Here is a 24679-nt window from a genome sequence, read left to right on the forward strand (position 1 = left end):
CCTCCTCCCCCCCCCCCCTCCCCCCCTCCCCCTCCCCCCCTCCCCCCCCTCCCTCCCCCCCCCCCCCCCCCCCCCCCCCCCCCCCCCCCCCCCCCCCGCCCGGGTCAGGAGCTCTCTTCGGGAGTCAGAATCGCGGCGGCGACGTAGACCGGAATGGCGATCCCGACCGACAGGAACACGGCGGCGACCATGCCGATCCGCAGGACGTTGGCATCGATGCCGAGGTAGGTGGCCCAGCCACCGCAGACGCCGGTGAGCATCTTGTCGGTGCTGCTGCGGCGGAGCTTCTTGGTTTCCGGGGTGTACACGCTGTTCGTCATGGCTCAATAGTGGCTTTCGGGCCCGCCAGGGCACATCGGGAAGGGCCCGGAGCCGGACCCTGAACTCTGCCTCGGGGAAAACCAGGTGCTGCCCCCGGCGCTTGGCCGGTACAACTTCCGACCATGAAACACGACAACCCCGAGTTCGCCGCGATCGCCGAGCAGGGCACGATCCTGCGCTGCCAGGTCGGGTCCGGCCTGCACGGCACCGCCGTCGACGGTCAGGACGACCGGGACGAAATGGGGCTGTGCGTGGAGCCGGCCGAGTACGTCAGCGGGCTTCGGAGCTTCGAGCAGTACGTCTTCCGCAGCCGGCCGGAAGGCGTGCGGTCCGGGCCCGGTGATCTCGACCTGATCGTCTACTCGCTGCGCAAGTGGATGCGCCTGGCCCTCACCGGGAATCCCACGATCCTGCTCCCGCTGTTCGTGCCCGACGCCGAGATCGTGCGGATCACCGGCCTCGGCCACGAGCTGCGCGCGAACGCGGACCGGATCCTGTCGCGTCAGGCGGGGCTGCGGTTCGCCGGCTACCTGCGGACGCAGCGCACGCGGCTGCTCGAAGGCGCGACCAAGGTCAACCGGCCCGAGCTCGTCGAGAAGTACGGCTTCGACACGAAGTACGCCATGCACATGGTGCGGCTCGGCGTCCAGGGTGTCGAACTGCTCGAGACGGGCCGGATGACGCTGCCGATCGCGGAGCCGTGGCTGACCTGGCTACGGGATCTGCGGCGGGGCAAGCACTCCCAGGACGAGGCGATCGCCGCCGCGGCCGAGCTGGAAGACCGGCTCGACCGGCTGGTCCGGGGCGGCTCGCCGCTGCCGGAGCAGCCCGACCACGCCTGGGCCGACCGGTGGCTGGTGCACGCCTACGACTCGGCCTGGCAGGCCGCCTGACCCCGGACCCGCGCCAGCCGCGCCGCCCACCCGGCTTCGACTTCGGCCGAAGCCGGGTAGGCGCTCGTCGGCTCCGGGGCCTGGCGCGGGACCGGCAGGTAACCGTCCACAGGGGACAGTGGTGAAGCGCAGACGTCGCCTTCCAGCAACGAAATCGTCCCGAGTCCACAAGCGAACTCCAGCTCCGGCAGCGCGCCCGCCAGTGCGAGCCCCGCGGCCAGGCCGACGCTCGTCTCCACCGCCGACGACACCACGCACGGCAGCCCGCACGCTTCGGCGACCTCCAGCGCGCGCCGCACGCCGCCCAGCGGCGCCACCTTCAGGACCGCGATGTCCGCCGCTCCCGCGACCGCCACCTTCAGCGGGTCCTCCGCGCGGCGGATCGACTCGTCGGCCGCGATCCGGACCGACACCCGGCGGCGCACCGCGGCGAGGTCGTCGATCGTCGGGCACGGCTGCTCGGCGTACTCCAGCCCGCCCGCCGCCTTGTCGAGGTCGGCGATCGCGCGCACCGCCGTGTCGACGTCCCACGCCATGTTGGCGTCGACGCGGATCGCGCCGTCCGGGCCGAGCGCGTCGCGGACCGCCGCCACCCGGTCGCAGTCGTCGGCCAGGGACGCGCGGGTGTCCGCGACCTTCACCTTCGCCGTGCGGCAGCCGGACGCGCGGACCAGCTCGTACGCCTGGTCCGGCCCGACCACCGGCACGGTCGTGTTCACCTCGACCCGGTCGCGGACCGGCGCCGGCCAGCCCCGCTCGCTCGCCTCCAGCGCCGCGTGCAGCCACGGCACGCTCTCGGCGTCCGAATAGTCGGCGAACGGGCAGAACTCACCCCAGCCCGCCGGGCCGTGGAGCAGGACGCCTTCCCGGACCGTGATGCCGCGGAACCGGTTGCGCAGGGGGATCGCGTAGACCTTCATCGTCGCCGATCATGCCACCGCCGCGGGTTTCGCGAACAAGTGCCGAACAGCGCGTTTCCGGCCAGAATGACCACGTGGTCCTCGACTTCCGCGTGCTGGGTCCGGCCGAGGTCACGGCCGACGGCCACCCGGTGCCCCTCGGGGGCAGCCGGCCGTTGATCGTGCTGGCCGGGCTGCTGCTGCGCGCGAACCGGGTCGTGCCGGTCGACGAGCTGGGCCGCTGGCTGTGGGACGACGACCGCCGCCGCTCCAAGGGCGCGCTCCAGACGTACGTGCTGCGCCTGCGCCGCGCCCTCGGTGACCAGGTCGCGATCCGCACCGAGAGCGGCGGGTACCGGATCGAGCTCGCGGACGACCTGCTCGACCTGACCCGGTTCCGCGCGCTCGCCACGCGGGGCAAGGCGGCGATGGACCGCGGCGAAAGCCGGCAGGCGGCCGCGCACTTCGCCGAAGCCCTCGGGCAGTGGCGGGGGCCGGCGCTGCTGAACGTCGAGTCCGACGCGCTGCACCGCGACGAAGGCGGTCAGCTCGCCGAAGAACGGCTGCGCGTCCGCGAGCAGTGGGCCGACGCGCTGCTCGAAGTCGGCGACCACGACACCGTCGTGTTTGAACTGGTGCGCCTGACCAGGGAAAACCCGCTGCGGGAGCGCTTGCACGAGCAGCTGATGATCGCGCTGTACCGGTCGGGCCGGCAGGCCGAAGCGCTCGACGTCCACCGCCGGATCAGCGACGTGCTCGCCGACGAGCTCGGGCTCGACCCCGGGCCGTCGCTGCAGCGCACCCGCCAGGCGATCCTCACCGGCGCCGACGACGGCGCCGTGCCGGCGCGCTACCGGCTCGGCGCCGAACCGCAGGTGCCGCACCAGCTGCCCGCCGACCTGCCGTCGTTCTCCGGGCGCGAGTCCGACCTCAAGGCGTTGCACACGCTGCTGCCGGAAGCCCTGGACGCCGACGCGTCGACGCCGATCGCGTCCGTCGAAGGCATGGGCGGCATCGGAAAGACAACCCTGGCCGTGCACTTCGCGCACGGGGTCGTCGACCGGTTCCGCGGCGGCCAGGTGTACCTCAACCTGCGCGGTTACGGGCCCGGCGAACCGGTCGAGCCGTCGGCGGCGCTCGACGCGATGCTCACCGCGCTGGGCGTGCCGAGCGAGGCGATCCCGGGTGACCTCGACGGCCGTGCGGCGAGCTGGCGGACGCACAGTGCGGGGCGGCGGCTGCTCGTCCTGCTCGACAACGCCAACCGCACCGAGCAGGTCGCGCCGCTGCTGCCCGGGCCGGGCTGCCTGGTCGTCATCACCAGCCGCTGGCAGCTGCGCGCGCTGGTCGCGACACACGGCGCGCGGCGGATCGCGCTCGAGGAGCTCGGTGAGGAGGACGCCGTGGAGCTGCTGGCGTCCACGATCGGCGTCGAGCGCGTCGCGAGTGATCCGGCGGCGGCCGAGCGGTTCGTGCGCTACTGCGGCGGGCTGCCGCTGGCGATCCGGATCCTCGCCGTGCGGGCGGCGCAGTTCCCCGGGCTGGCGCTCGACGAGTTCGCCCGCTCGCTGGAGACGGACCTGCTCGGCTCGTTCGACCTCGCTGATGGTGAAGGGACGAACATCCGCTCGGTGCTTTCGTACTCCTACCAGGCACTCGAGCCGTCGACGGCGCGGCTGTTGCGGCTGCTGGGGCTTTCGACCGGCGTCGACTTCACCACGCCGGCGGCGGCCGCGGTCGCCGGCCTGGACGTCACGACGACCCGGCCGATGCTGGAAACCCTGGCCGCGGCGCACCTGCTCGCCCAGCCTCGGCCGGGCCGCTACCAGTTCCACGACCTCATCCGCGCGTACGCGGGCGAAGTCGCTTCGCAGGTCGACACGGCTTCGCAGCGTGAAGCCGCTTTGGATCGGCTGCTGGGGTGGTACGTGACGTCGGCGCTGAACGCGTCCCAGCGGATGCGCCCGGAGCGCTACTACCGGCTGCTGGAGCTGGAGCCCGGCGGCGGTCTGGTATTTGCCGGGCACCAGGACGCGCTGACCTGGTTCGACGAGGAGCACGGCAACCTCATCGCGGCGGTGCACCTGGCGCGCGGTCGCCGTGACGACGTCTGCTGGAAGCTGGCGTGGCTGCTGCAGAGCTACTTCGTGACGCGCTCACGGCTGGATGACTGGCGCTCGGTGTTCGCGGTGGCCCTGGACGCGGCGCGGGCGAGCGGCAACCGGCCGGGCGAGGCGGGGATCCTCAGCGGGCTGGGGGTGGTCAACGGCGTCGCCCGCGAGTACGGCGAGTCGCGGCGGTACCTGGAGCAGGTCCTGACGATCCAGCGCGAGCTCGGCGCGCGCGAGGGCGAGGCGCGGGCGCACTACAACCTGGCGCTGGCGGCGCACAATCTGGATGACTACGCCTGGGCGTACGAGCACGGGAAGCAGGCGCTGGAGATCGTCCGCGAGCTGCGGCTGGGCGGGTTCGAGGCGAGCGTGCTGCGGGCGCTGGGCGACATCTGCACGTCGATGGGTGATCACGAGCAGGCGCTTCGGCTGGCCGACGCGGCGCTGGCGGTGGTGGATGAGGACGGGGAGCCGGTGGATTCACGGTTCACGCAGCACACGCGGGGGTTGGCGCTGGTCGGGCTGGGACGGCTCGATGAGGGGGTTGCGTGTATGCGGGAGTCGGTGGGGATGTTTTTCGCGATGGGCGAGCAGTACGAGGGGGCGGATGTGCTGGCGCAGCTGGGGTCGGTGCATTTGCGGCATGGGGATGCGGCGGCGGCGAGGGAGTGTTGGGTGCGGTCGGTGCGGTTGTTGACCGAGCTGGGGCACCCGGACGCGGACGACGTGCGCGCGAAGTTGGCGGCGCTGGTGGGTGCGGGCGGCTGAGGGCGGGGTTGGGGCGCGCGCCTGGCGGCGCTGCCCGCGGTGGAGTGGCTGGCTGCGGCTCGCGATCAGGCTGCGGTGGCCAGTGGCGCGGCGGCTGAAGGCGAGGGTTGGGCGCGCGGCCGGCGGCCCGGGGATGGCGGCTCGCGGTGGTGTGGCTGACTTCGGCGCGCGATCTGGCTTCGGCAGCAGGCGGCTTGCGGCGAGGGTGGTTGTTGCGGCTGCCAGCGCGGGGATGCGGCTTGCGGTGGAACGGCTGGCTGCGCCTCGCGATCAGGCGGCAGGCGGCGCGGATGACTGCGACTGCAGCGCGGCGATGCGGGCGTGCGGTGGTGTGGCTGGCTGGGGCTCGCGATCAGGCGGCGGGCGGCGTGGATGACTGCTGCGGCTGCAGCGCGGCGATGTGGGTGTGCGGTGGACTGGCTGCCTGCGGCTTGCGGCACCGCTGAGTGCTGCGGCTGCCGGCGCGGGTTGGGTGGCTGGTGGCCCAGGTCGGCGCGGATAGCCGTCGCCTGCGGCGGCTGGTTCGCTGGTGGCGGTCGCGCGGCTGGCGGCAGGCCGTCGCAGGTGCATTGCGCGGGGTGGAGTTGGTGGCGGCGGACCGTTCGCGTGCCGACCCCCAGTGACAGCGCGCGAGACGGTCCGGGCCGCCCTCATCACCCAAGCTGATTGCGCTCACTGTTCGCTCACTGGCTTGGTTGCGGCGCCACTCCCAGCAGGTTGGCCAGCGTTTCGGCGTTGCGGGGGGCCTCCACCTTCACGTCGTTGTCGAAGTAGATGTGCACGTCGCGGTGGCCGTCCTCGTGCCAGGTGCGGATCTTGTCGGCCCAGGTTCGTAGGGCCTTGTCCGAGTAGCCGCTTACGTACAGCTCTTCGTCGCCGTGGAGGCGGATGTAGGTGAAGTCCGCCGTCTGGTCCTCGAGGTATGGCCACTTGCCTGCCGTGTCCGCTACCACCAGGGCGATTCCGTGTTTCCGCAGTAGTTCCTTTGCCGCGGGTTCGGCGAAGCTCGGGTGGCGGACTTCGAGTGCGTGCCGGAGGGGGCGCCGTTTGCCCGCTTCGAGGTGCGGGGGGTCCTTCAGCTTGTCGTCGTGCTTTGTTGCCAGCTCGGCCGCCTCCGTTGTCGTGCGTGGGAGGAGGGTGAAGAAGTCGGCCAGGCGGTTCGGGTCGAACGTCAGTCTTGGGGGGAGCTGCCAGAGGAATGGGCCCAGTTTTGCGCCCAGTGCCAGGACTCCTGACGCGTAGAAGTTCGCCAGCGCCGTCTCGACGTCTCTTAGCTGCTTCATGTGCGTGATGAAGCGGCCGCCCTTTACTGCGAAGAGGAAGTCGGCTGGGGTTTCGGCGAACCAGGCTTGGTAGCGGGCTGGGCGTTGCAGGGAGTAGAACGAGCCGTTGATCTCTACCGTTGTCAGCTGGTGGGACAAGTACTCCAGCTCGCGTCGCTGGGCTAGGTCGTGCGGGTAGAACACCCCTCGCCAGGGTGGGTAGCGCCAGCCTGAGGTGCCTATGCGGATTTTGGCGATTCTGCTCACCGCCTTTCCGCCGTGGGTGGTTCCCGGTTGGCGGGGTGGGCAAACTTGGCTGTGGTTGGACCGGTGGACCGTCGGGTGGGACAGGTGGCCTAGTTTTGGGGACGGGCGTCTTATTGGGCCCTTCAGGCGTTTGCTCATGGGGTCTTCGCTGTGGGAAAGACTGTCCTCGCCGGACGGGCAGGCTCTGGGATGACCCTCGGGATTGCTTTCATCTCACCTTCGTCGGTTGGCCGCTCGTGGTCATCCCGTCGCCTGACTTGAGGCCTATCACTTTGAGCCAGGCCCGCAAGGTTGCGCTCTCTGCTTGCTTTGGGCTGTGTGTTGCGGGCCTGGCTCAAAGTGATTTCACGGCCTCAGGCGACGGGATGACCAACGCCGCTCCTTTCTGGGTTCCCCAGACGGACGCTCGGCCGGGGCCACGCCGGGGCCGGGTCGAACCCTTACGCCCAGGAGAAACGCCAGTGGCGGGTCTGGACCAGGTCGGATGCGTACTCCCGCAAGTTCCCGGGCTGGCCTGCGAACGTCGGCAGGCTGAACGCTCGGTGCTCGGCCGCCACCGTCAACGCTCGTGCCTGGTTCCTTGGCGGGGCCGCCACCGACAGCTCCACTGTGTCGTAACCCAGCACCACCAGCGTTGCGCCGAAACGGTCCTCCCAGCTGCGCAGCACTGCCGACAGCTCGGCCACCTGGTCCGTGCACTTGATCATTCCTGTCCAGCCCAGGAGCGCCGGGATGTCCGCCGGACGCTCTGTCTGGACCAGGCCCAGGCGGTGCGGGGCGCGGTTGGCCAGGATCGAGCCCGTGTTGCCCGCCTCCGCCAGCGGGTCCGAGCGGCGCGGGCTCCTCTTCGCCAGGCCCGGGAAGCGGGCGCCGAACGGGCGCAGGCAGGCGCCGTCGCAACACGACGCGTCCCACCAGCGATCCAGGACTGCCGCCGGGTCCGCTGTGGCCACCCGGTGGCCCGCCGGGGCCAGGCGGCCGCGGTCGTCGATCCAGTCCTCGCCGTTCGCCGCGAAACGCTGGTCGTGGGGGATCAGCACCGGCCACAGACCCGACCGCTCGAACTCGGCCACGCAGCCGAGGTAACGCTCGGGGCGGGTCAAGGGCAGGTCGGACACCCACAGCCGGCCGTGCCAGGACCCCGGTGGCAGGGTCTGGACCGGCGGCGCGGGTGTGCCGGGGCGGAGCGGTGCGATCGTCATGGAGCGTCCCCTCGAACTTGTGTTCGGCTGGTGCATGTCGAACAGTAGTTCGAGGGTCCGACAATTTCCAGTGATCTGGCCGCTCATCCGTTCGAGTGAATCGGGAAAACCGCAGGTCAGGGCCTGATTTGAGATGGAAGTGGCGGAAGTTGCTCCTGTGACGATTCGCTGGGCCGAAGGGGTGGTCAGCCCGGGGTCGTCAAGCCGGCGATCAGGTCGCGGACGAGGTCCGTGGCCTCGGTCCGGGCCCGGTCCGGGTCGTCCGTCTCGGCGATCACCAGGGCGAGCTCGGTGAGGGCGCCGTAGAAAGCTGCGGTGAGCAGGCCGGCGGGGTGCGGCCGGAACGCGCCCGTCGCGAGCAGCGTCTGGACCGCCTCGGTGAGCAAGCCGCCGAGGTGCTGCTGGTCCAGTTCGCGCCAGCGGTGCCAGCCGAGGGCGATCGGGCCCTGCAGGAGCACGACGTGGCGGTAGCCCGGCTCGGCGCAGACCGCCAGGAACTCCGCGACGCCGCGGCCGGCGCGCTCGAAGGGGTCGTCCGTCGAGGCCATCGACGTCCGGATGCGCTGGGCGGCCTGGCCTTCCAGCTCGTCCATGACCGCTTCGAACAGGCCGCGCTTGCCGTCGAAGTGGTGGTAGAGGGCGCCCCGCGTCAGGCCCGCGGCGCGCACGAGCTCCTCCGCCGACAGGCTCGCGTACTCGCGCTCGGTGAACAGGCGCAGGCCGGCGTCGAACAGGGCCTGACGGGTGTGTTCCGCGTACTTCACGCGCACCGATTCCATTCGCCATGACTATCACATACACTCTGAATTTCAGATACAGCATGTATGAGAGCGGGTGGCCGATGGAGAAGTCCGTGGACGTCGTGGTCGTCGGGGCCGGGATCGCGGGACTGGTCGCCGCGCGTGACCTCGTCCGGGCCGGGGCCGACGTGCTGGTGCTGGAGGCCCGGGACCGGGTCGGCGGCCGGCTGCTCAACGGCGAGCTGCCCGGTGGCGGCGCCATCGAGGTGGGGGGTCAGTGGGTCGGGCCGGGCCAGCACGAGGTGCTCGCGCTCATCGAGGAGCTGGGCCTGCGCACCTACCCCACGCACGACACCGGCCGGCACATCGCCGAGTTCGCCGGGCGACGCGCCGAGTACACCGGCCGGATCCCGCGGCTGAACCCCGTGGCGCTGGCGGACATCGCCCAGACGCAGCTGCGGCTGGACCGCCTGACCCGCCGGGTGCCGGCCGATGAGCCCTGGCTGGCGAAGGGGGCCGCGGACCTGGACGGCCAGACCTTCGCGACCTGGCTGCGGCGCACGGCCCGCACCTCCGGCGGCCGGTCGTTCTTCCGCGTGATCACCGAGGCCGTGTTCTCCGTCGAACCCGAGGACCTTTCCCTGCTGTGGACGGCTTTCTACCTCAACTCGGCGGGCGGCCTCGACCCGATGATCACCACCACGGGCGGTGCGCAGCAGGACCGCGTCGTCGGCGGTTCGCAGCGGATCGCGCTCGCACTGGCCGACGAGCTCGGTGACCGGGTCGTGCTCGGCGCCGCGGTGACCGACGTCGAATGGGACACCGCGGGAGTCCGGGTGAAGGCGGGTGGCACGAGCGTCCGCGCTCGCCGCGCCGTTTTCGCGGTGCCGCCGCCCCTCGCCGCGCGCGTGCGGTTCACGCCCGGGCTGCCCGGCGACCGCGACCAGCTCGTCCAGCGGCTGCCGATGGGGCGGGTGATCAAGGTCAACGTGGTCTACGACGAGCCGTTCTGGCGCACGGACGGGTTGAGCGGCCAGGCCAACAGCGACCGGCGCACGCTGGGCACGGTCTTCGACAACACCCCGCACGACGGCTCGCCCGCGGTGCTCGTCGGCTTCCTCGAAGGACGGCACGCCGACGCCGGGGCGCGGCTGACCGAGGCGGACCGCCGCGCCCGGGTGCTCGACGACCTCGCCGGCTACTTCGGGCCCCGGGCCCGGAACCCGATCGCGTACCTCGAGCGCGACTGGGCCGAGGAGGAGTTCAGCCGCGGCTGCTACGGCGCGTTCGCCGCTCCCGGCACCCTCACCCGCTTCGGCCCGGCCCTGCGCGCGCCGATCGGGCCGCTGCACTGGGCCGGCACCGAGACCGCCACGCGCTGGGCGGGCTACATGGACGGCGCCGCCGAGTCGGGCCACCGCGTGGCCCGGGAGATCACGCCCGCGCTCACCTGACCGGTCAGAGTGGCCGGAGCAGGTCGTCCGCGTCCACGATGTGGTACGCGTACCCCTGCTCCGCCAGGAACCGCTGCCGGTGCGCCGCGTACTCCGTGTCGACCGTGTCGCGCGAGACGATCGAGTAGAAGTGCGCCTGGCGGCCGTCACCCTTGGGACGCAGCAGGCGGCCGAGGCGCTGGGCCTCCTCCTGCCGCGAGCCGAACGTGCCGGAGATCTGGATCGCCACCGACGCCTCGGGCAGGTCGATCGAGAAGTTCGCGACCTTCGACACCACCAGCGTCTTGATCTCGCCGCGGCGGAACTTGTCGAAGAGCTCCTCGCGCTCCTTGTTCTTCGTCGCGCCCTGGATCACCGGCGCGTCGAGCTCGTCGCCGAGCATCTCCAGCTGGTCGAGGTAAGCGCCGATGACCAGCGTCGGCTCGTCGGCGTGCTTGGCCACGATGGACTTGATCACCGGGGTCTTCGTGAGCGCCGTCGCCGCCAGCTTGTAGCGCTCGTCGGCCTCGGCGGTCGCGTACTCGAGCCGTTCCGCGTCGGTCAGCGTGACGCGGACCTCGGTGCACTTCGCCGGCGCGATCCAGCCCTGCGCCTCGATGTCGCGCCACGGCACGTCGTAGCGCTTCGGCCCGATCAGCGAGAAGACGTCGCCCTCGCGGCCGTCTTCGCGCACGAGCGTCGCGGTCAGGCCGAGGCGCCGCCGCGACTGCAGGTCCGCCGTCATCCGGAAGACCGGCGCCGGCAGCAGGTGGACCTCGTCGTAGACGACCAGGCCCCAGTCGCGCGAGTCGAACAGCTCCAGGTGCCGGTACTCGCCCTTGGTCTTGCGGGTGACGACCTGGTACGTCGCGATGGTGACCGGCCGGATCTCCTTCTTCTCGCCGGAGTACTCGCCGATCTCCTCTTCGGTCAGCGACGTCCGCGCGACGAGCTCGCGCTTCCACTGCCGCCCGGCGACGGTGTTCGTCACCAGGATCAGCGTCGTGGCCTGCGCCTTCGCCATCGCCGCCGCGCCGACCAGCGTCTTGCCCGCGCCACACGGCAGCACGACGACGCCGGAGCCGCCCGCCCAGAACGCCTCCGCGGCCATCCGCTGGTAGTCGCGCAGGTGCCAGTCGCTCTCGTCGAGCGCGATCGGGTGCGCCTCACCGTCGACGTACCCGGCGAGGTCCTCGGCCGGCCAGCCGACCTTGAGCAGCGCCTGCTTCAGCCGCCCGCGCTCGGACGGGTGAACGATGACGGTGTCCTCGTCGATCCGGGCGCCGAGCATCGGGCTGATCTTCTTGTTCCGCGAGACCTCGGTGAGCACCGCGCGGTCGGTCGTCGACATCACCAGCCCGTGCGCCGGGTGGTTGGCGATCTGCAGCCGGCCGAACCGGCCCATGACGTCGACGACGTCGATCAGCAGCGGCTGCGGCACCGGGAAGCGCGAGTACGTCGTCAGCGCGTCGACGACCTGCTCGGCGTCGTGGCCCGCGGCGCGCGCGTTCCACAAGGCCAGGGGGGTGATGCGGTAGGTGTGGACGTGTTCCGGCGCCCGTTCGAGCTCGGCGAACGGCGCGATGGCGATCCGCGCGTCATCGGCCTGGGGGTGGTCGACCTCCAGGAGCACGGTCTTGTCGGACTGGACGATCAGCGGGCCATCAGTCACAACTACTGTTATACGTGCCTCGCTCCGGCCCGCACCCGTCGCGGGTCCGGGGACGCGGCGATGTGCCGAGGGGATCACTGGAGGGCATGTGACCGACGACAACCCGTTCCGGACGCCGGACTACGCGACGCCGGCGCCGGGGACGCCGATGCCGGGCGCGCCGATGCCGCCCGCGCCGGGGCAGGCGCCGATCCCGCACTGGTTCACGGTGAAGGTGCGGATCACGCTCGTCGCGTGCGTCGTCGCCGCGCTGGGCCTGGGCGCGCTGGGCGCGATGGCGATCTACTGGATCGGGAGCAGCGGCACGCCGTCCGACGGCAGCTGCCTCTACCTGACGCGCGAAGGCGGCGGCAAGCTCGCCTACCACCGCGTCGGCTGCGCGAGCGACAGCGCGACCTACAAGGTCGACGACAGCTTCCGTGGGTCCTCGGCCTGCTCCTCGAACGGCTACGTGCGGTTCAAGACCACGACCGGCTCAGGTGAGGGGCGGACGCTCTGTCTCGCCCTGAACGTCCGCACCGGCGACTGCCTCCGCGACGTCGACGACGAGGCCACGATCGCCAAGGTGAGCTGTTCCGACCCGGCGGCGACGGAACGCGCCGAGGTCCTCACCAGCTCTCGCGACGGCAAGGAATGCGAAGGGGCGGACGACATCCGGGTCTACTCCGGTCCGCCGTTCCGCTTGGTGTGCCTGGCGCCGCCCGGCGAGAACATCTAGCCGAACCACCGGCCCAGGTCCGCGGGGTCGACGCCGTACCCGTCCGGCCGGACGAGCAGCAGCCGGCCGCGGTGCTCGGCGTCGCCGGTCGCGGCGCGCACGTGGTCGACCTGCCCGGTGAAGCCGGCGGGCACCGCGTGGTCGCCGAGGTCGAGGAGCAGCCCGCGGCCGCCGTGGAGCAACGCCGAAAGCCGCGTCGGGCCGGCCGCCGTCGTCAGGTCGAGGTCCGGGATCCGGTGTGCGCCCGGGTAGCTCAGGCCAAGCCCGGACAGCAGGCCGCTGAAGTAGCGGTTGGCGTCCGGCAGCCGCATCAGGTCGACGACGATCTCGCGCAGCGCCTCGACGTTCTCGCTCCGGTCCGGGCTCGTGAAGACGCGTTGGGCCGCGGTGTGCCGCAGCACCCGGGCGGCGGCCGGGTGGCGTTCGTCGTGGTAGCTGTCGAGCAGGCCGGCCGGCGCGGTGCCGCGGACGGTCGCCGCCAGCTTCCAGCCGAGGTTCATCGCGTCCTGGACGCCCAGGTTCAGCCCCTGCCCGCCGAGCGGCGGGTGGATGTGCGCGGCGTCGCCGGCGAAGAGCACACGGCCGTGCCGGTAGCGCTCCAGCTGCCGTGTGGCGTCGTTGAAGCGCGAAGCGCCGTACACCTCGCCTAAGCGCGTCTCGGGGCCGTAGAGGGCTGTCAGCGCTTCGGTGACCTCGGAGTCAGACACCGGTTCGTCGCGGCCGGGCTGTTTTGCCGTGGCGCCGAAGACGAACCGGTGGCCGCCGTCGCCGAGCGGGGTGAGCATCGACCAGTGGCCGTTCGCCTGCCGGGTGACCTCGCTGAAGTGCGCGGCGCGCGCGGGGACGAGCTCGGACACGGCGGCGAGCCGGACGTGCGCGAGCGTGGCGACGTAGGTCTCGGTGCGGCCGGGGAAGGGCACGCCGAGCAGGCGCCGGACGGTGCTGTGCGCGCCGTCGCAGGCCACGAGCCAGCGCGCCCGGTGTCCGTCGACTGTGACGCCGTCCGGGTCGGTGTTGACGGTGGTCACCTCGTGGGCGCGTTCGATGGTGGCGCCGTGTTCGAGGGCGTGCTCGGCCAGCATCGCCTCGAGGTCGTCCTGGGTGCGGTTGACGACGCGGGGGTGGCGGGTGTGCCAGACGCTGTGGTCGAGCGGGACGGGAAGACCGGCGAAGTGCCCGCTCGGGCCGTCGGTCTCGTGGGTGGTGACGTCGAGTCCGCGCAGGTCGAGGAGTTCGGCGGTGCGGGGCTGGAGCCCGACGGGGCGCGGGAGGCCGGGGCCGTCGCGGCGTTCGAGGACGGTCACTTCGACGCCGGCGAGGGCGAGCTCGGCGGCGAGGAGCAGGCCGGTGGGCCCGGCTCCGGTGATCAGGACGTCGGTCATGGCGCACTCCTTGAGTAGACTGAGTGCGAAAGTAGACCAGGTGTAAGTTTAAAGGGAAGCGAATAACGGCGGGGCCGCGGCAAGGGGTTTTACTGGCCGGAACGTCGCGAATGACCCATTGGGGACGCGAGACGTCGCGAATGGGTCATTCGCGACGCGGGCCCGGATCCGTGACCACAGTCCGAGGGCCGCGGCAGGAAGCGAAAGCTAGTAGCTGTTCTGGTCCGGAAGCAGCGACTGCACATCCAGCCGATCCGCCAGCTGACCCGAGTTGTGCATCAGATCAGCCACCCGCTGCAGCCGGATGCCGTTGAGCGACACCGGATAGGAACCCAGCGAGATCAACGACGCCGTCGTCGTGTCGATGTCGGAGAACTTCGGCAGCGCGTCCCGGACCGTCGCCGGGTCCGTCGCGCTCTGCTGGGCCGCCCCCAGCGCCTTCCGGAACGCCGCCAGCGTCCGGGGGTTGGACTGGGCGAACGGCTTGGCCGACGCATACCCGGACAACGGGAAGTCGAGCGTCGCACCGCGGGCGCCGTCGGCCAGGATGTGGGCGCCCAGGTCCTTCTCGGCTCGGGTGATGTACGGCTCGATCATCAGGGCCGCGTCCGCGTCGCCCGCCTGCAACGCCTGCGGCATCTGGTCGAACCCGACCGGCTTGAACTTGATCTTCGCGACGTCCACGCCCGCCGTGCCCAGCACCGAACGCGCCGCGAGCGCGCCGACGTCGTCGAGCATGTTGACCGCGATCTCGGGGGCCTTCTTCGCCGTCGGGACCGGGTAGTCGGAGCCGGGCAGTGTGACCAGGGCCATGGTGTTGGGGCCGGACGTGTACGCCTCGCCCTGCAGCTGCAACGCCGCACCACCGGCCGCGGCGCGGAACATCGCGATGTCGGAAGCGAACGTGACGTCGAGGTCGCCGCTGGTCAGCTTGGCCAGGCCGTCGTCGCCGCCGAGTTCCACCAGCTGGACGTTCAGTCCCGCGGAGCCGAACTTTCCCGCGGCCACGGCGATGCGCAGCGGCGCCGTGTCGATGGCATTTCCCACACCCACGCGCAGAGTGGTCCGTTCCAATGGCGGCGGGGCGGCAGGCGAGCCGGAAGAGAACACGCTGCACCCAGCGGTCGCCAGCAGCGCCGCTACCAGCGGAATCGTCCGTCCGCGTCTGATCATGAACCTTCACCTACCGCGAGAATCTGGTTCTCGTGCTGGATCGTATGGTCCGCGCCCCATACGATCGCGGGCAGGGCCGTCTCGCGCCAGCACGGCTTTCGGATCTTCATGGGGCGGGCTACCGTTCAGTAGGTTCGAGGTGTCGTAGGTCCGCGGGTTCCTCCCGCGGTGGAAAAGGAAACCAGGTGACCCGTCGCGACAAGCGTCCCCGCAAGGGCGGCGACGCGGCGGATCCACGTCCGGCCGGCGGCCGCTGGCGGCTGCGGAACTGGCGTCTCGGCACCAAGCTCTTCGCCGTCCTCCTGATTCCCGCGCTGGCGGTGATCGCGCTCGTCGGCCTGAGGATCAGCTCGGACCTGCGCGACGCCCGGCAGCTCGCGGAGTTCGCCACGCGCGGCCGGGTCGACAACACGGTGGCCGAAGCCTTGCACGAACTGCAACGCGAGCGCGACCTCACGGTGCGGTTCGTCGCGCAGAACCGCCAAGGCGACACCGGCGACCTCGCCGGCCAGCGCAAACGCGTCGACCAGGCCATCGGGACGTTCGAGCGGACCCTCGCCGACAGCAAGCCCCGCCTCGACGCGAAGGCCGCGGAAAGCCTGCAGCAGACCGACGACCGGCTGCGCGTGCTCGGCGGCCTCCGGTTCTCCGCGGAGCATTCGGCGTTCCCCGCCGACGCCGTCCTGCGCTCCTACAGCGAGCTGATCTCCGGCCTGCTCGACATCAGCGACTCGGCCGCCGCCGACGTCTCCGACCCCGAACTCGCGCGGTTGCGCCTGGCGGGCAACGCGCTGGCGCGGATCAAGGACCAGATGTCGGTCAAGCGCGCGGTGATGGCCGAGGCCCTCGCCGCGGGCACGCTCGACCGCGACCGGACGCGCGCGCTGCTCGGCGCGGAAGCCGAGCTGGCCGCCGCGCGCAACGACTACCGCACCTTCGCCACCCCCGACCAGCAGCGGATGTTCGACGACACGGTGATCGGCCTGGTCGTCGACATCGGCAACGACATGGTCGAGTCCGCGCTCACCCGCACCGAGAACAACCAGGACCTCTCGGGCCTCGACCCGAACCAGTGGGACACCTCGGCGACCCACACGGTGAACCTCGCCCATCAGGTGCAGGAAGCGCTGCTGGTCCAGTTGCAGGAACGCACCGACGCCCTTGCGGCGCAAGCACGCACGGCGGCGATCTGGGACGGCGGTGTCGTGCTCGCCGTCCTGCTCGTCGCGGGCGTGCTGTCGGTCGTGATCGCGCGGTCCCTGTTGCGCCCCTTGCGAATCCTGCGCCGGACGGCGCTGGAGGTGGCCGAGCACCGGCTGCCCGCGGCCGTCCAGGGCCTGCTCACCGACCCCGAGCCGGCGCCGGAGAACCTCCGCAAGCGGCTCGCCATCGCGCCGGTCCCGGTGTTCACCCGCGAAGAGGTCGGGCAGGTGGCCCGCGCGTTCGACGCGGTGCACGGCGAAGCGGTCCGGCTCGCCGGCGAACAGGCGATGCTGCGCGAGAACGTCAACGCGATGTTCGTCAACCTCTCGCAGCGCAGCCAGGACCTCGTCGAGCGGCAGCTGTCGGTGCTCGACCGGATGGAGGCCGACGAGCAGGACCCGGACACCCTCGCCGGCCTCTTCGAGCTCGACCACCTCGCGACGCGGATGCGGCGCAACAGCGAGAACCTGCTGGTCCTGTCCGGCCAGGACTCCTCGCGGGACGACGCCGGCGCGGTGTCGGCCGACGAGATCGTCGGCGCCGCGCTCTCGGAGGTCGAGCACTACCAGCGGATCGAGCTCGGCCCGGCGCCGCAGGTCGCGGTCCGCGGGGAGGCCGTCAACGACCTCGTGCACGTCGTTTCGGAGCTGCTGGAGAACGCGACGCGCTACTCCGGCGACACGACGGTCACCGTCGCGAGCGCCGAAACCCACGACGGCGACTGGCAGATCGAGATCATCGACCACGGCGCCGGCATGCCGCAGGCCGAGATCAACCGCACCAACCTGCGGCTGGCGAACCCGCCGGACGTCGACGTCGAGGTCTCGCGCCGGATGGGCCTGTTCGTGGTCGCGACGCTGGCCAAGCGCCACCACATCGACGTCAGCCTCAGCGCGGGCCGGGACACCGGGCTGGTCGCGACCGTGCTGGTGCCGTCCGCGCTGATCGTCGAGCTGCCGCCGATGCCGGCGCCGCCTCCGCCGCCCGAGCCGGCCGCGGCCCCGGAACCCGAGCTGCTCGCGCCGCTGGCCCCGCTCACGCCGCCGGAGCCGGAGCCGGCCGAGCCGGAAGAGCTGACCCCGCCGTCGATCGAGGCCGGTCCGCCGCGCCGCGCGCCGGTGGTGGCGCGCGACCAGGCCCCGGAGTGGCCGAGCGCGGACGACGACTCGCACCTGGACTTCGACGCCCCGACCGAGCGGATGCCCGCCTACCGCGACGTCCTGTCGCGCTGGTTCGACGCGTCCGCGGCCCCCGAGGCGCCGCGCAAGGCCGTGGAGCCGCGTCCGGTGGCCGAGGAGCCGCGGCCCGCCCCGCTGGAGCCGCGGCACGCGCTCGCCGCGGCGCCCCCGCCTCCGCCACCCCCGCCGCTCCCCGAGCTTTCACGTGAAAGCTCGGAGCCGAACCCGGACGACGAGGACACCGATCCGCAGTTCCCGCCCGTCGCGCCGCCCGCCGCGATCGAGCCCGACTACCAGTGGCCGACGCCGGCCGAGCTGGAGCAGGAGGACGGCGCGGAGGACACCTGGCCGTTCCTGCAGCCCGCCGACGCGGCGGCGAGCCCCGGAGCGGTGCCGGAGCAGCGGCCGATACTCTCTCTTTCCCCGGAAGCGGTGCGCGAGCGGATGACAAGCCTTCAAGGCGGCTTCCGGCGAGGGCGGCACGCGAGGGGAGACGACACCCGGAACCAGTGAAATGGATGAGGCATGAGCTCGAAGACGCCCCTGCTGGAAGTGATCGCGCTGGACGCGGCGGACGCCGTAGCCGCGCAAGCGGGTGGAGCCGACCGCCTCGAACTGGTTGCCGACATGGCTCAGGACGGCCTCACGCCGTCGGTCGAAACCCTGCGTGACGTGCTTGCGGCGACCGACCTCCCGGTGCGGGTCATGCTGCGGGACAACGGTTCCTTCGCCATGGGCGACCTCGAAGGACTGCGCGCCGACACCGCCCGGCTGATCGACGCGGGCGCGCGCGAGTTCGTCTTCGGGTTCCTCACCGTGGACAGCGAGATCGACCTGGACGCCTGTGAGACGCTGGTCAAGGAGATCGGCGGCCTGTCCTGGACGTTCCACCGCGCCATCGACCGCACGCGGGATCCGTTGCGCGCCTACGACCAGCTCGCCGAGCTGGGCTGTGACACGGTGCTCGCGGCGGGCCACCCGAACGGGGTAGCCAGTGGTCTTTCGGTGCTGCAACGGCTTGCGCAGCGCGAAGGCGGGCCGGAGCTGCTCGTCGGCGGCGGCCTGCGCGCGCAGCAGGTGCACCTCTTGCGCGCGGGCGGGGTGCGCGGGTTCCATGTCGGGAGCGCGGTCCGGCCCGGCGGCTGGCAGTTCCCGGTGGACGCCGGATCGGTGCGCACCTGGGTCGACCTCGTCAAATCCTGATCGTTTTCCGGAATTAATCGGAACATCGGCGGGATAAAACGTTTTCCGCCGATGTTCTTTCGTGCGCGGTAATCGCGTCCCGTCCGGCGAATTTGCATTCGTCCCGTGCAGCGGGCGAGCCGGCGCTGCACGTGCGGCCGCACGGGCACTTCGGGGCTATGACCTGGTTGGCGGCTGATTTCGCCTGGTCGGGCTGGCTACGTTTGTCCGGCATTTCGCGATCAGGCCGATCACCAGGAATCGATCCCAGTGCGGGAGGCGGCGCCGTGTGCGCGCGTATTCAGTTCGAGACGAACTCGTTGCGAGGACAACAGGAAACGAAGAGCATGACCATGCGGTGGATCTCTGTCGCGTGGGAGCGGCTCATTCCGCGCAATTGCCGCGCGAGTGCGTCCGGCGCAACCCGGAAGGCCGAATCGTGACCGGTGCGCTACCGCGGCAACGCGGACCCGAAACCTCCGAAGACGAGTTCGCGAAGCTGGGGCTCGGCGGCTCGCTCGCCCTCACCGGCCTGCTGGCCGCCGTCAAGATCGCGGAAACCGCCACGGGTGTGGTGCTGACCGCCGCCGGGGTGCTGCCCGGCGCCAGTCCCTCGCGGGAGCGGGCTCCGGCCTGGCCCGGCGGGGAATGAACGGGAGCTGCCCGGCAGCTCTCTACGGACGGAGGGCTGCCATGGACGGCAGTGGAGGGCGGGACAACCAGCGTGGTGCACGCGTGGGTCTCGCCGACGTGCGACGGCTCGAGGACGTCGTCGCCGAGCTCAGGACGCTGGACTACCGCTACGGCGGTGGTTCCTGCCGGGCGGCGGTCGAGAAACGGCTGCCCGCCGCCGTGGCGCTGCTGGACGGCGTGACCAAGACCGTCGTCCAGGCCCGGCTGTACACCGCCGTCGCCGACCTGTACAACCTGGCCGGCTGGACGAACTTCGACCAGGACCGCCCGGCCGCCGCGCTCGCCGCGTTCCGGCGGGCGCTGGAGCTGGCCGTCGAAGCCGGCAACGACGACCTCCAGGCCAACGTCCGCTACCGCATCGGGCGGCTGCACCTGCACTACGGCGCCGTCGACGCGGCGCTGGAGGAGTTCGCGCGGGGCCGGGAGGCGGCGTTGCTGGCGCACTCCAAGCTGGCGCAGGCGATCCTGTCGGCCAACCAGGCGTGGGCGCACGCCAAGAAGGCCGACGTCACGGAGGCTCTGACCTACCTGCGCCGGGCCCGCGAGGAGTTCGCGGAGGCCGAGGGGCGCGAGCCGTCGCCGTGGGCCGCGTTCTTCGGCGCGACGGACATGGCGGCGATGATCGGCACGGTGCACGGCGAGCTGGCCCAGGTCGTCGACATCCGGCACGGCCGTGACGGCATCCCCGCCCTCACCGAGGCGATCGCCGGGTACGGCCGCGGGATGACGCGCAGCCGGTCGCTCACGCTGATCTGGCTCGCCACCGTGCACGCGCTGGACGGCGACCTCGACGTCGCCTCCGCCGTCGGCGAGGAGGCGATCGAGCTGGCGGCCGCGCTGCGGTCCCCGCGGACCCGGCAGCGGCTGCGGTCGCTGTCGGCGGCCGCGCGGCGGTTTTCCGGCAATGCGGACGCGCAGGAGATCGCCGACCGCGTCGACGCTCTCGGGCATTCCGGACAATAATCAGTTCGCTATGCCGAGGTAAACCTTTCGGAAAGCAAAAAAGGAACCGCGAAACGGCAGACAAAAGTAGGTTCCTCGGCGCGAGAGCGGTTTCTTATGCTTCTCGGCAACCTGCGGCGAGCATTCCGCGCAGGTCCGGTCCCCCTCGCCGAGAGGAAATTTCCCATGCGCTTGCGCAAGCTCGTCGCGGCCGCTGTGCCGTTGCCTGCGTTGCTCGGCCTCGCCGTGGCCGTCCCGGCCGCCGCGGCCACGGAACCCCTGGTCACGCTGGCCGACAGTGCTGCGCCGTTGGTCAACAGCGCCCGCACCGGCGACGTCGCGGGCGGGCAGCGGATCACCGCCGCGCTCTCGCTGAAACTGCACAACCAGCAGGCGCTGGAAAAGTTCCTCGCCGACGTCCAGAACCCCGCGTCGCCGCAATACCACCACTTCTTGACGCCTGCGCAGTTCTCCGCCGAGTTCGGCCCGACCCAGGCCGACGTCGACAAGGCTGTCTCATTCCTCGGGAAAGCGGGCGCGACCGGGATCGAGGTTTCCGGCAACCGGCAGGCCATCACGTTCACCGGCTCCGCGGCGCAGCTCGAATCGGCGTTCCGCACCCGGATCGGGACCTACCACGACCGGGTTTCCGGCCGCGACTTCTTCGCCAACGACGCCGCGCCGGCCGTGCCCTCGGACGTCTCGGGTGTGGTGGCGAACGTCGTCGGCCTCGACAACCACGCCGTCCGGACGCACTCTTCGGTGGCCGCCCAGCCCAACGCCGTCAAGGCGGTGACCCCGCCGGTACTCAAGACCGCTTACGGGACAAGCGGTCTCTCGGCCACCGGTAGCGGAGTGAAGGTCGGCTTCGTCGAGTTCGACGGTTACCAGAAGTCCAACATCACCAAGTACGACAGCACGTACGGCCTTTCGGCGGGCACGGTCACGACGGTCCCGGTCAGCGGCGCGAACTACGACTCCTCGCCGGGGGACGGCCAGATCGAGGTCGAGCTCGACATCGAGGTCGTGCACGCGCTGGCGGCGAAGGCCAACGACTACGTGTACGAGGCCCCGAACACCAGCGCCGGCGAACTGGCGATGTACCAGAAGATCGCGTCCGACCACACGGTCAACGTCGTCTCGATCTCTTGGGGCGCCTGTGAATCCGCGGAGGGTTCGAGCGCGGCGAAGAGCGTCAGCAACGCGATCGCGACCGGCACCGCGGAGGGCATCTCGTACTTCGCGGCCGCGGGCGACGACGGCACGACCGACTGCTACCGCCAGACCGGTTCGACGGCGAAGGCCGTGGACTTCCCGGCGTCCAGCCCGAACGTGACCGGGGTCGGCGGCACGCAGCTGACCGTGACGACGTCGAACGCCTACAGCAGCGAGAAGGCGTGGAACGACGGCGCGACGAACGGGTCCACCGGCGGCGGCATCTCGACGGTGTTCACGGCGCCGTCGTGGCAGTCCTCGCAGAGCACGACCAACCGCAAGGTCCCGGACGTCTCGGCCGACGCGGCGAGCGGCTCGGGTTACTACATCTACACGGCGGGTTCGTGGGAGACGGTGTGGGGCACGTCGGGTGCGGCCCCGCTGTGGGCGGCGTTCGCGACGCTGCAGAACCAGGTGCACGGCGGCGGTCTGGGCAACCTGAACCCGAAGTTCTACTCGATCGGCAACGGGTCCTCGTACGGCACGGGTTTCCACGACGTGACGACGGGCAACAACACCCTCCACGGCACCACCGGCTTCACTGCCGGGACGGGGTACGACCAGGTGACCGGCTGGGGCTCGTTCAAGGGCAGTGGGTTGTCGGGCCTGATCGGCTGACGTGGTGGGACGCCGGGGCTGTCGCGGATTCGCGACGGCCCCGGCGTCCCGTTTTTGTCGGCGCCCGGTGACAGAATGTGCCCATGTCAACACGAGTGGCGACCCCGAGGTCCCGCGCACTGGGCTTCGGTCTCCGCGCGGCGAGGGTGGCGCGCGGGCTGGGGCTGCGGCAGCTGGCGCGGCAGGTGGACGTCGCGCCGCAGGTGCTGTCGCACTGGGAGAGCGGGACGAGGGTGCCGAACGTGGCGCAGGTGGGGCTGCTGCTCGGGGCGATGCAGGTGGAGCCGGTGGAGCGGGAGAGGCTGCTGGAGCTGGCGGAGTACGCGAAGGAGCCGAACTGGCTCGAGCGGACGGTGCCCGGAGTTTCCCCGGCCTTGTCGACCTACGTGGAGTACGAGCGCTCGGCGACGGCGATGATCAACTGGGAGCCGTTCGTGGTGCCGGGCCTCCTCCAGGTTCCGGGGTATGCCGAGGCGATCCTCGAATCGCACCGGCTCCCGGCGCGGATGATCGAGCAGCAGGTGGCGGTCCGCCAGCGGCGGCGCGAGGTGCTCACACGCCCCGATCCGCTGGCGCTCAAGCTTTTTCTCGGCGAAGAAGCGCTCCGCCGAGCCATCGCCGAGCCGGCGGTGATGGCCGAGCAGTTGCGGCTGCTGGTGCGCGCGGCGCAGCCGCGCACCAGCAGCATTCGCGTGGTGCGCGCGGATGCGGGTTACCACCCGGGCCTGTTCGGCCACTTCGTGATCTTCGACTTCGCCCACCTGCCTTCGGTGGTTCACATCGAGCACCTCCGGGGTAGCGCCCATGTCTACGATGGGGAACAGGTGGCCGCCTTCCGGGCCGCCGCGGAAACCCTGTCGGACCTGGCGCTGAGTGAGCGGGAATCGCTCGAGCTCATCCAGGGGGTGATCGCCGGACTGGAGTGAACATGCGCGAGTGGCGCACATCGAGTCACACCGATGAGACCAACTGCGTGGAGGTGGCGCTCGGCCCGGTGTCGCAAGTCCGCGACACCAAGGACCGCGCGGGCGGCACCCTCGCCGTCAGTGCGGCCGCTTGGGGGGCTTTCCTTCGCAAGACTAAGCATTAGTCTGAGGGGCATGATCAAGCGCACGGTGCTGGACGCCACCCGCGAACTCCTCCGCGAACTCGGCCTCACCACGGTGTTCGGCAACCCCGGCACCACCGAGGTCCCGTTCCTGACGGACTGGCCGGACGACTTCGACTACGTCCTGGGGCTGCAGGAGTCCGCCGTCGTGGCGATGGCCGACGCCTATTCGCAGGCCACGCGGCAGGCCGTCCTCGTCAACCTGCACTCCGCAGGCGGGGTCGGGCACGGCCTCGGCAGCCTCTTCAACGCCTACCGCAACCGGACACCGCTGATCATCGTCGCCGGTCAACAAGTCCGTTCCCTCATCCCGCACGATCCGTTCCTCGGGGCGATGGACGCGCCGGAGTTCCCGAAGCCGTACGTGAAGTGGTCGATCGAGCCCGCCACGGCCGAGGACGTCCCGGCCGCGCTGGCGCGCGCCTACCACGTCGCCACGCAGGCGCCGTCGGGTCCGGTCTTCGTGTCCGTGCCGGCGGACGACTGGACCGTCACGACCGAACGGCCCGTCATCTCCCGGCCGCGCGTCCGGGGCTTCGCGCCGGACCCCGAGGCCGTCACCGAGCTCGCCGCCGCGCTCGAATGCGCCGAGCGGCCGGCGATCGTCGTCGGGGGAGCCGTCGACCAGGACTCGGCCGTCGTGGAAACCGTCGCGCTCGCCGAACGGCTCAACGCCGGTGTGTGGGTCGCGCCGATGTCGTTCCGGTGCTCGTTCCCCGAGGACCACCCGCTGTTCCAAGGGTTCCTCGACCCCGAGCGCGGCGCCGTCTCGGACAAGCTCGCGGCGCACGACCTCGTTCTCGTGCTGGGCGCGCCCGCCTTCACCTACCACGTTGAGCGCGGCCGCGGGGAAGCTCCGCTGCCGCCGCTGTTCATCGTCAGCGACGACGAGCAGATCCTCGCGCGCGCCTTCGAAGGCACCGGTATCCGCGCGACGCCGAAGCTCGGCGTGCGGGCCCTGCTGAACGCCGTCGAGCGCAGTGGCCGCCCGGCACCCGCCCCGCTGGCACGTCCCGCGAAGCCCGGCGCCGACAAGCTCACCGCCGAGTTCGCCTACTCGGCGCTCGCAGACCTGTTGCCGGACAACGCGATCGTCGTCGAGGAGACGCCCAGCCACCGCGGCGCCCTGCACGACTTCCTGCCGATCACCGCCACGGATTCGGGTTTCCTGACCAACGCCAGCGGGGCACTCGGCTACGGCCTTCCGGCCGCGGTCGGCGTGGCGCTCGGCCGCCCGGACCGCCGCGTGGTGGGGGTGATCGGTGACGGCTCCAGCATGTACGGCATCCAGGCGCTGTGGACGGCCGCACGTCAAGAAGTCCCGGTGACCTTCGTGATCCTGGACAACACCGAGTACGCCGCGGTCCGCATCCTCGGCGACGCGATCGGCGGCGCGAAGCTCCCCGGGACCGAGCTGGGCGGCATCGACTTCGCGGCGCTGGCGTCGAGCATGGGGTGCCAGGGCGTGACGATCAGCGAGCCGGCCGGTCTGGTCCCGGGCCTGCGGGCGGCGCTCGCCGACCCGCGTCCGACGCTGGTGCACGTCAAGGTGGTCGCTTCCGACCGGACGTTGTACTGAAAGCGGGGGGGGGGGGGGGGGGGGGGACCCGCCCCCCCCCCCCCCCACCCCCCCCCCCCCCCACGGAAACAAAAAAACAACCCCCAACCGCACCACCACCCCCCTCCATCGTCGCCGGAT

General features: G+C 71.4%; 20 protein-coding genes. 12 read left to right on the top strand and 8 right to left on the bottom strand.

The window, feature by feature from the left end:
- Positions 1–104: 104 nt before the first annotated feature.
- Entirely contained in the window at positions 105–320 is a 216-nt protein-coding gene (locus ACZ63E_RS45280; RefSeq protein WP_465342496.1) for a PspC domain-containing protein, read from the bottom strand.
- 123 nt (positions 321–443) lie between these two features.
- Between ACZ63E_RS45280 and ACZ63E_RS45285 the strand changes: the two genes are divergently transcribed.
- The gene (locus ACZ63E_RS45285) at positions 444–1214 is read left to right on the top strand and encodes a nucleotidyltransferase domain-containing protein (protein ID WP_465342497.1); all 771 of its coding nucleotides are present in this window, start codon (positions 444–446) and stop codon (positions 1212–1214) included.
- Here ACZ63E_RS45285 and ACZ63E_RS45290 read toward each other — a convergent pair.
- Positions 1187–2134, bottom strand: a complete 948-nt coding sequence (locus ACZ63E_RS45290) for an o-succinylbenzoate synthase (RefSeq protein WP_465342498.1) — start codon at positions 2132–2134, stop codon at positions 1187–1189. The genes ACZ63E_RS45285 and ACZ63E_RS45290 overlap by 28 nt on opposite strands.
- A gap of 74 nt (positions 2135–2208) precedes the next feature.
- Between ACZ63E_RS45290 and ACZ63E_RS45295 the strand changes: the two genes are divergently transcribed.
- Positions 2209–4992 (top strand): AfsR/SARP family transcriptional regulator, encoded by a 2784-nt coding sequence (locus tag ACZ63E_RS45295; protein ID WP_465342499.1) that lies wholly within the window; start codon positions 2209–2211, stop codon positions 4990–4992.
- Positions 4993–5675: 683 nt separating this feature from the next.
- Here ACZ63E_RS45295 and ACZ63E_RS45300 read toward each other — a convergent pair.
- The 3 genes from ACZ63E_RS45300 to ACZ63E_RS45310 all read right to left on the bottom strand — a co-directional run bounded on the left by ACZ63E_RS45300 (position 5676) and on the right by ACZ63E_RS45310 (position 8502).
- A complete protein-coding gene (locus ACZ63E_RS45300; protein WP_465342500.1) occupies positions 5676–6521 on the bottom strand; it encodes a DUF72 domain-containing protein in 846 nt (281 codons plus the stop codon).
- A gap of 440 nt (positions 6522–6961) precedes the next feature.
- The gene (locus ACZ63E_RS45305) at positions 6962–7723 is read right to left on the bottom strand and encodes a DUF4253 domain-containing protein (RefSeq protein ID WP_465342501.1); all 762 of its coding nucleotides are present in this window, start codon (positions 7721–7723) and stop codon (positions 6962–6964) included.
- A gap of 185 nt (positions 7724–7908) precedes the next feature.
- The gene (locus tag ACZ63E_RS45310; protein ID WP_465342502.1) at positions 7909–8502 is read right to left on the bottom strand and encodes a TetR/AcrR family transcriptional regulator; all 594 of its coding nucleotides are present in this window, start codon (positions 8500–8502) and stop codon (positions 7909–7911) included.
- Between the two features lie 62 nt (positions 8503–8564).
- Between ACZ63E_RS45310 and ACZ63E_RS45315 the strand changes: the two genes are divergently transcribed.
- Positions 8565–9917 (top strand): flavin monoamine oxidase family protein, encoded by a 1353-nt coding sequence (locus ACZ63E_RS45315; protein WP_465342503.1) that lies wholly within the window; start codon positions 8565–8567, stop codon positions 9915–9917.
- A gap of 4 nt (positions 9918–9921) precedes the next feature.
- Here the strand turns inward: ACZ63E_RS45315 and ACZ63E_RS45320 are convergent, their stop codons facing one another.
- The gene (locus ACZ63E_RS45320; RefSeq protein ID WP_465342504.1) at positions 9922–11568 is read right to left on the bottom strand and encodes a DNA repair helicase XPB; all 1647 of its coding nucleotides are present in this window, start codon (positions 11566–11568) and stop codon (positions 9922–9924) included.
- A gap of 88 nt (positions 11569–11656) precedes the next feature.
- On the opposite strand from ACZ63E_RS45320, the gene ACZ63E_RS45325 reads away from it, so the two are divergent.
- Positions 11657–12286, top strand: a complete 630-nt coding sequence (locus tag ACZ63E_RS45325; RefSeq protein ID WP_465342505.1) for an LppU/SCO3897 family protein — start codon at positions 11657–11659, stop codon at positions 12284–12286.
- Here ACZ63E_RS45325 and ACZ63E_RS45330 read toward each other — a convergent pair.
- Both ACZ63E_RS45330 and ACZ63E_RS45335 read right to left on the bottom strand, forming a co-directional pair.
- The gene (locus ACZ63E_RS45330; RefSeq protein WP_465342506.1) at positions 12283–13668 is read right to left on the bottom strand and encodes an FAD-dependent oxidoreductase; all 1386 of its coding nucleotides are present in this window, start codon (positions 13666–13668) and stop codon (positions 12283–12285) included. The genes ACZ63E_RS45325 and ACZ63E_RS45330 overlap by 4 nt on opposite strands.
- Before the next feature lie 207 nt (positions 13669–13875).
- On the bottom strand, positions 13876–14841 hold the full coding sequence (locus tag ACZ63E_RS45335; RefSeq protein ID WP_465342507.1) for an ABC transporter substrate-binding protein: 966 nt from the start codon (positions 14839–14841) through the stop codon (positions 13876–13878).
- Between the two features lie 185 nt (positions 14842–15026).
- Here ACZ63E_RS45335 and ACZ63E_RS45340 point away from each other — a divergent pair, with 185 nt between their 5' ends.
- The 8 genes from ACZ63E_RS45340 (at position 15027) to mdlC (ending at position 24559) form a co-directional block, all read left to right on the top strand.
- Positions 15027–17735, top strand: a complete 2709-nt coding sequence (locus tag ACZ63E_RS45340; protein WP_465342508.1) for a sensor histidine kinase — start codon at positions 15027–15029, stop codon at positions 17733–17735.
- 12 nt (positions 17736–17747) lie between these two features.
- Positions 17748–18425, top strand: coding sequence for a copper homeostasis protein CutC (locus tag ACZ63E_RS45345; protein ID WP_465342509.1), 678 nt, complete (start codon positions 17748–17750; stop codon positions 18423–18425).
- Positions 18426–18843: 418 nt separating this feature from the next.
- Positions 18844–19056 carry a hypothetical protein gene (locus tag ACZ63E_RS45350; RefSeq protein ID WP_465301806.1) on the top strand — a complete coding sequence of 71 codons (213 nt, stop codon included), beginning with the start codon at positions 18844–18846 and terminating at the stop codon, positions 19054–19056.
- 41 nt (positions 19057–19097) lie between these two features.
- Entirely contained in the window at positions 19098–20060 is a 963-nt protein-coding gene (locus tag ACZ63E_RS45355) for a hypothetical protein (protein ID WP_465342511.1), read from the top strand.
- A gap of 165 nt (positions 20061–20225) precedes the next feature.
- Positions 20226–21872, top strand: a complete 1647-nt coding sequence (locus tag ACZ63E_RS45360) for a S53 family peptidase (RefSeq protein ID WP_465342512.1) — start codon at positions 20226–20228, stop codon at positions 21870–21872.
- Between the two features lie 83 nt (positions 21873–21955).
- A complete protein-coding gene (locus ACZ63E_RS45365) occupies positions 21956–22798 on the top strand; it encodes a helix-turn-helix domain-containing protein (protein ID WP_465342513.1) in 843 nt (280 codons plus the stop codon).
- A gap of 2 nt (positions 22799–22800) precedes the next feature.
- Positions 22801–22962 (top strand): DUF397 domain-containing protein, encoded by a 162-nt coding sequence (locus ACZ63E_RS45370; RefSeq protein ID WP_465342514.1) that lies wholly within the window; start codon positions 22801–22803, stop codon positions 22960–22962.
- Positions 22963–22972: 10 nt separating this feature from the next.
- The gene (gene mdlC, locus ACZ63E_RS45375; protein ID WP_465342515.1) at positions 22973–24559 is read left to right on the top strand and encodes a benzoylformate decarboxylase; all 1587 of its coding nucleotides are present in this window, start codon (positions 22973–22975) and stop codon (positions 24557–24559) included.
- The last annotated feature ends 120 nt before the right edge of the window (positions 24560–24679 follow it).

The organism is Amycolatopsis sp. NPDC104819, assembly GCF_055583145.1.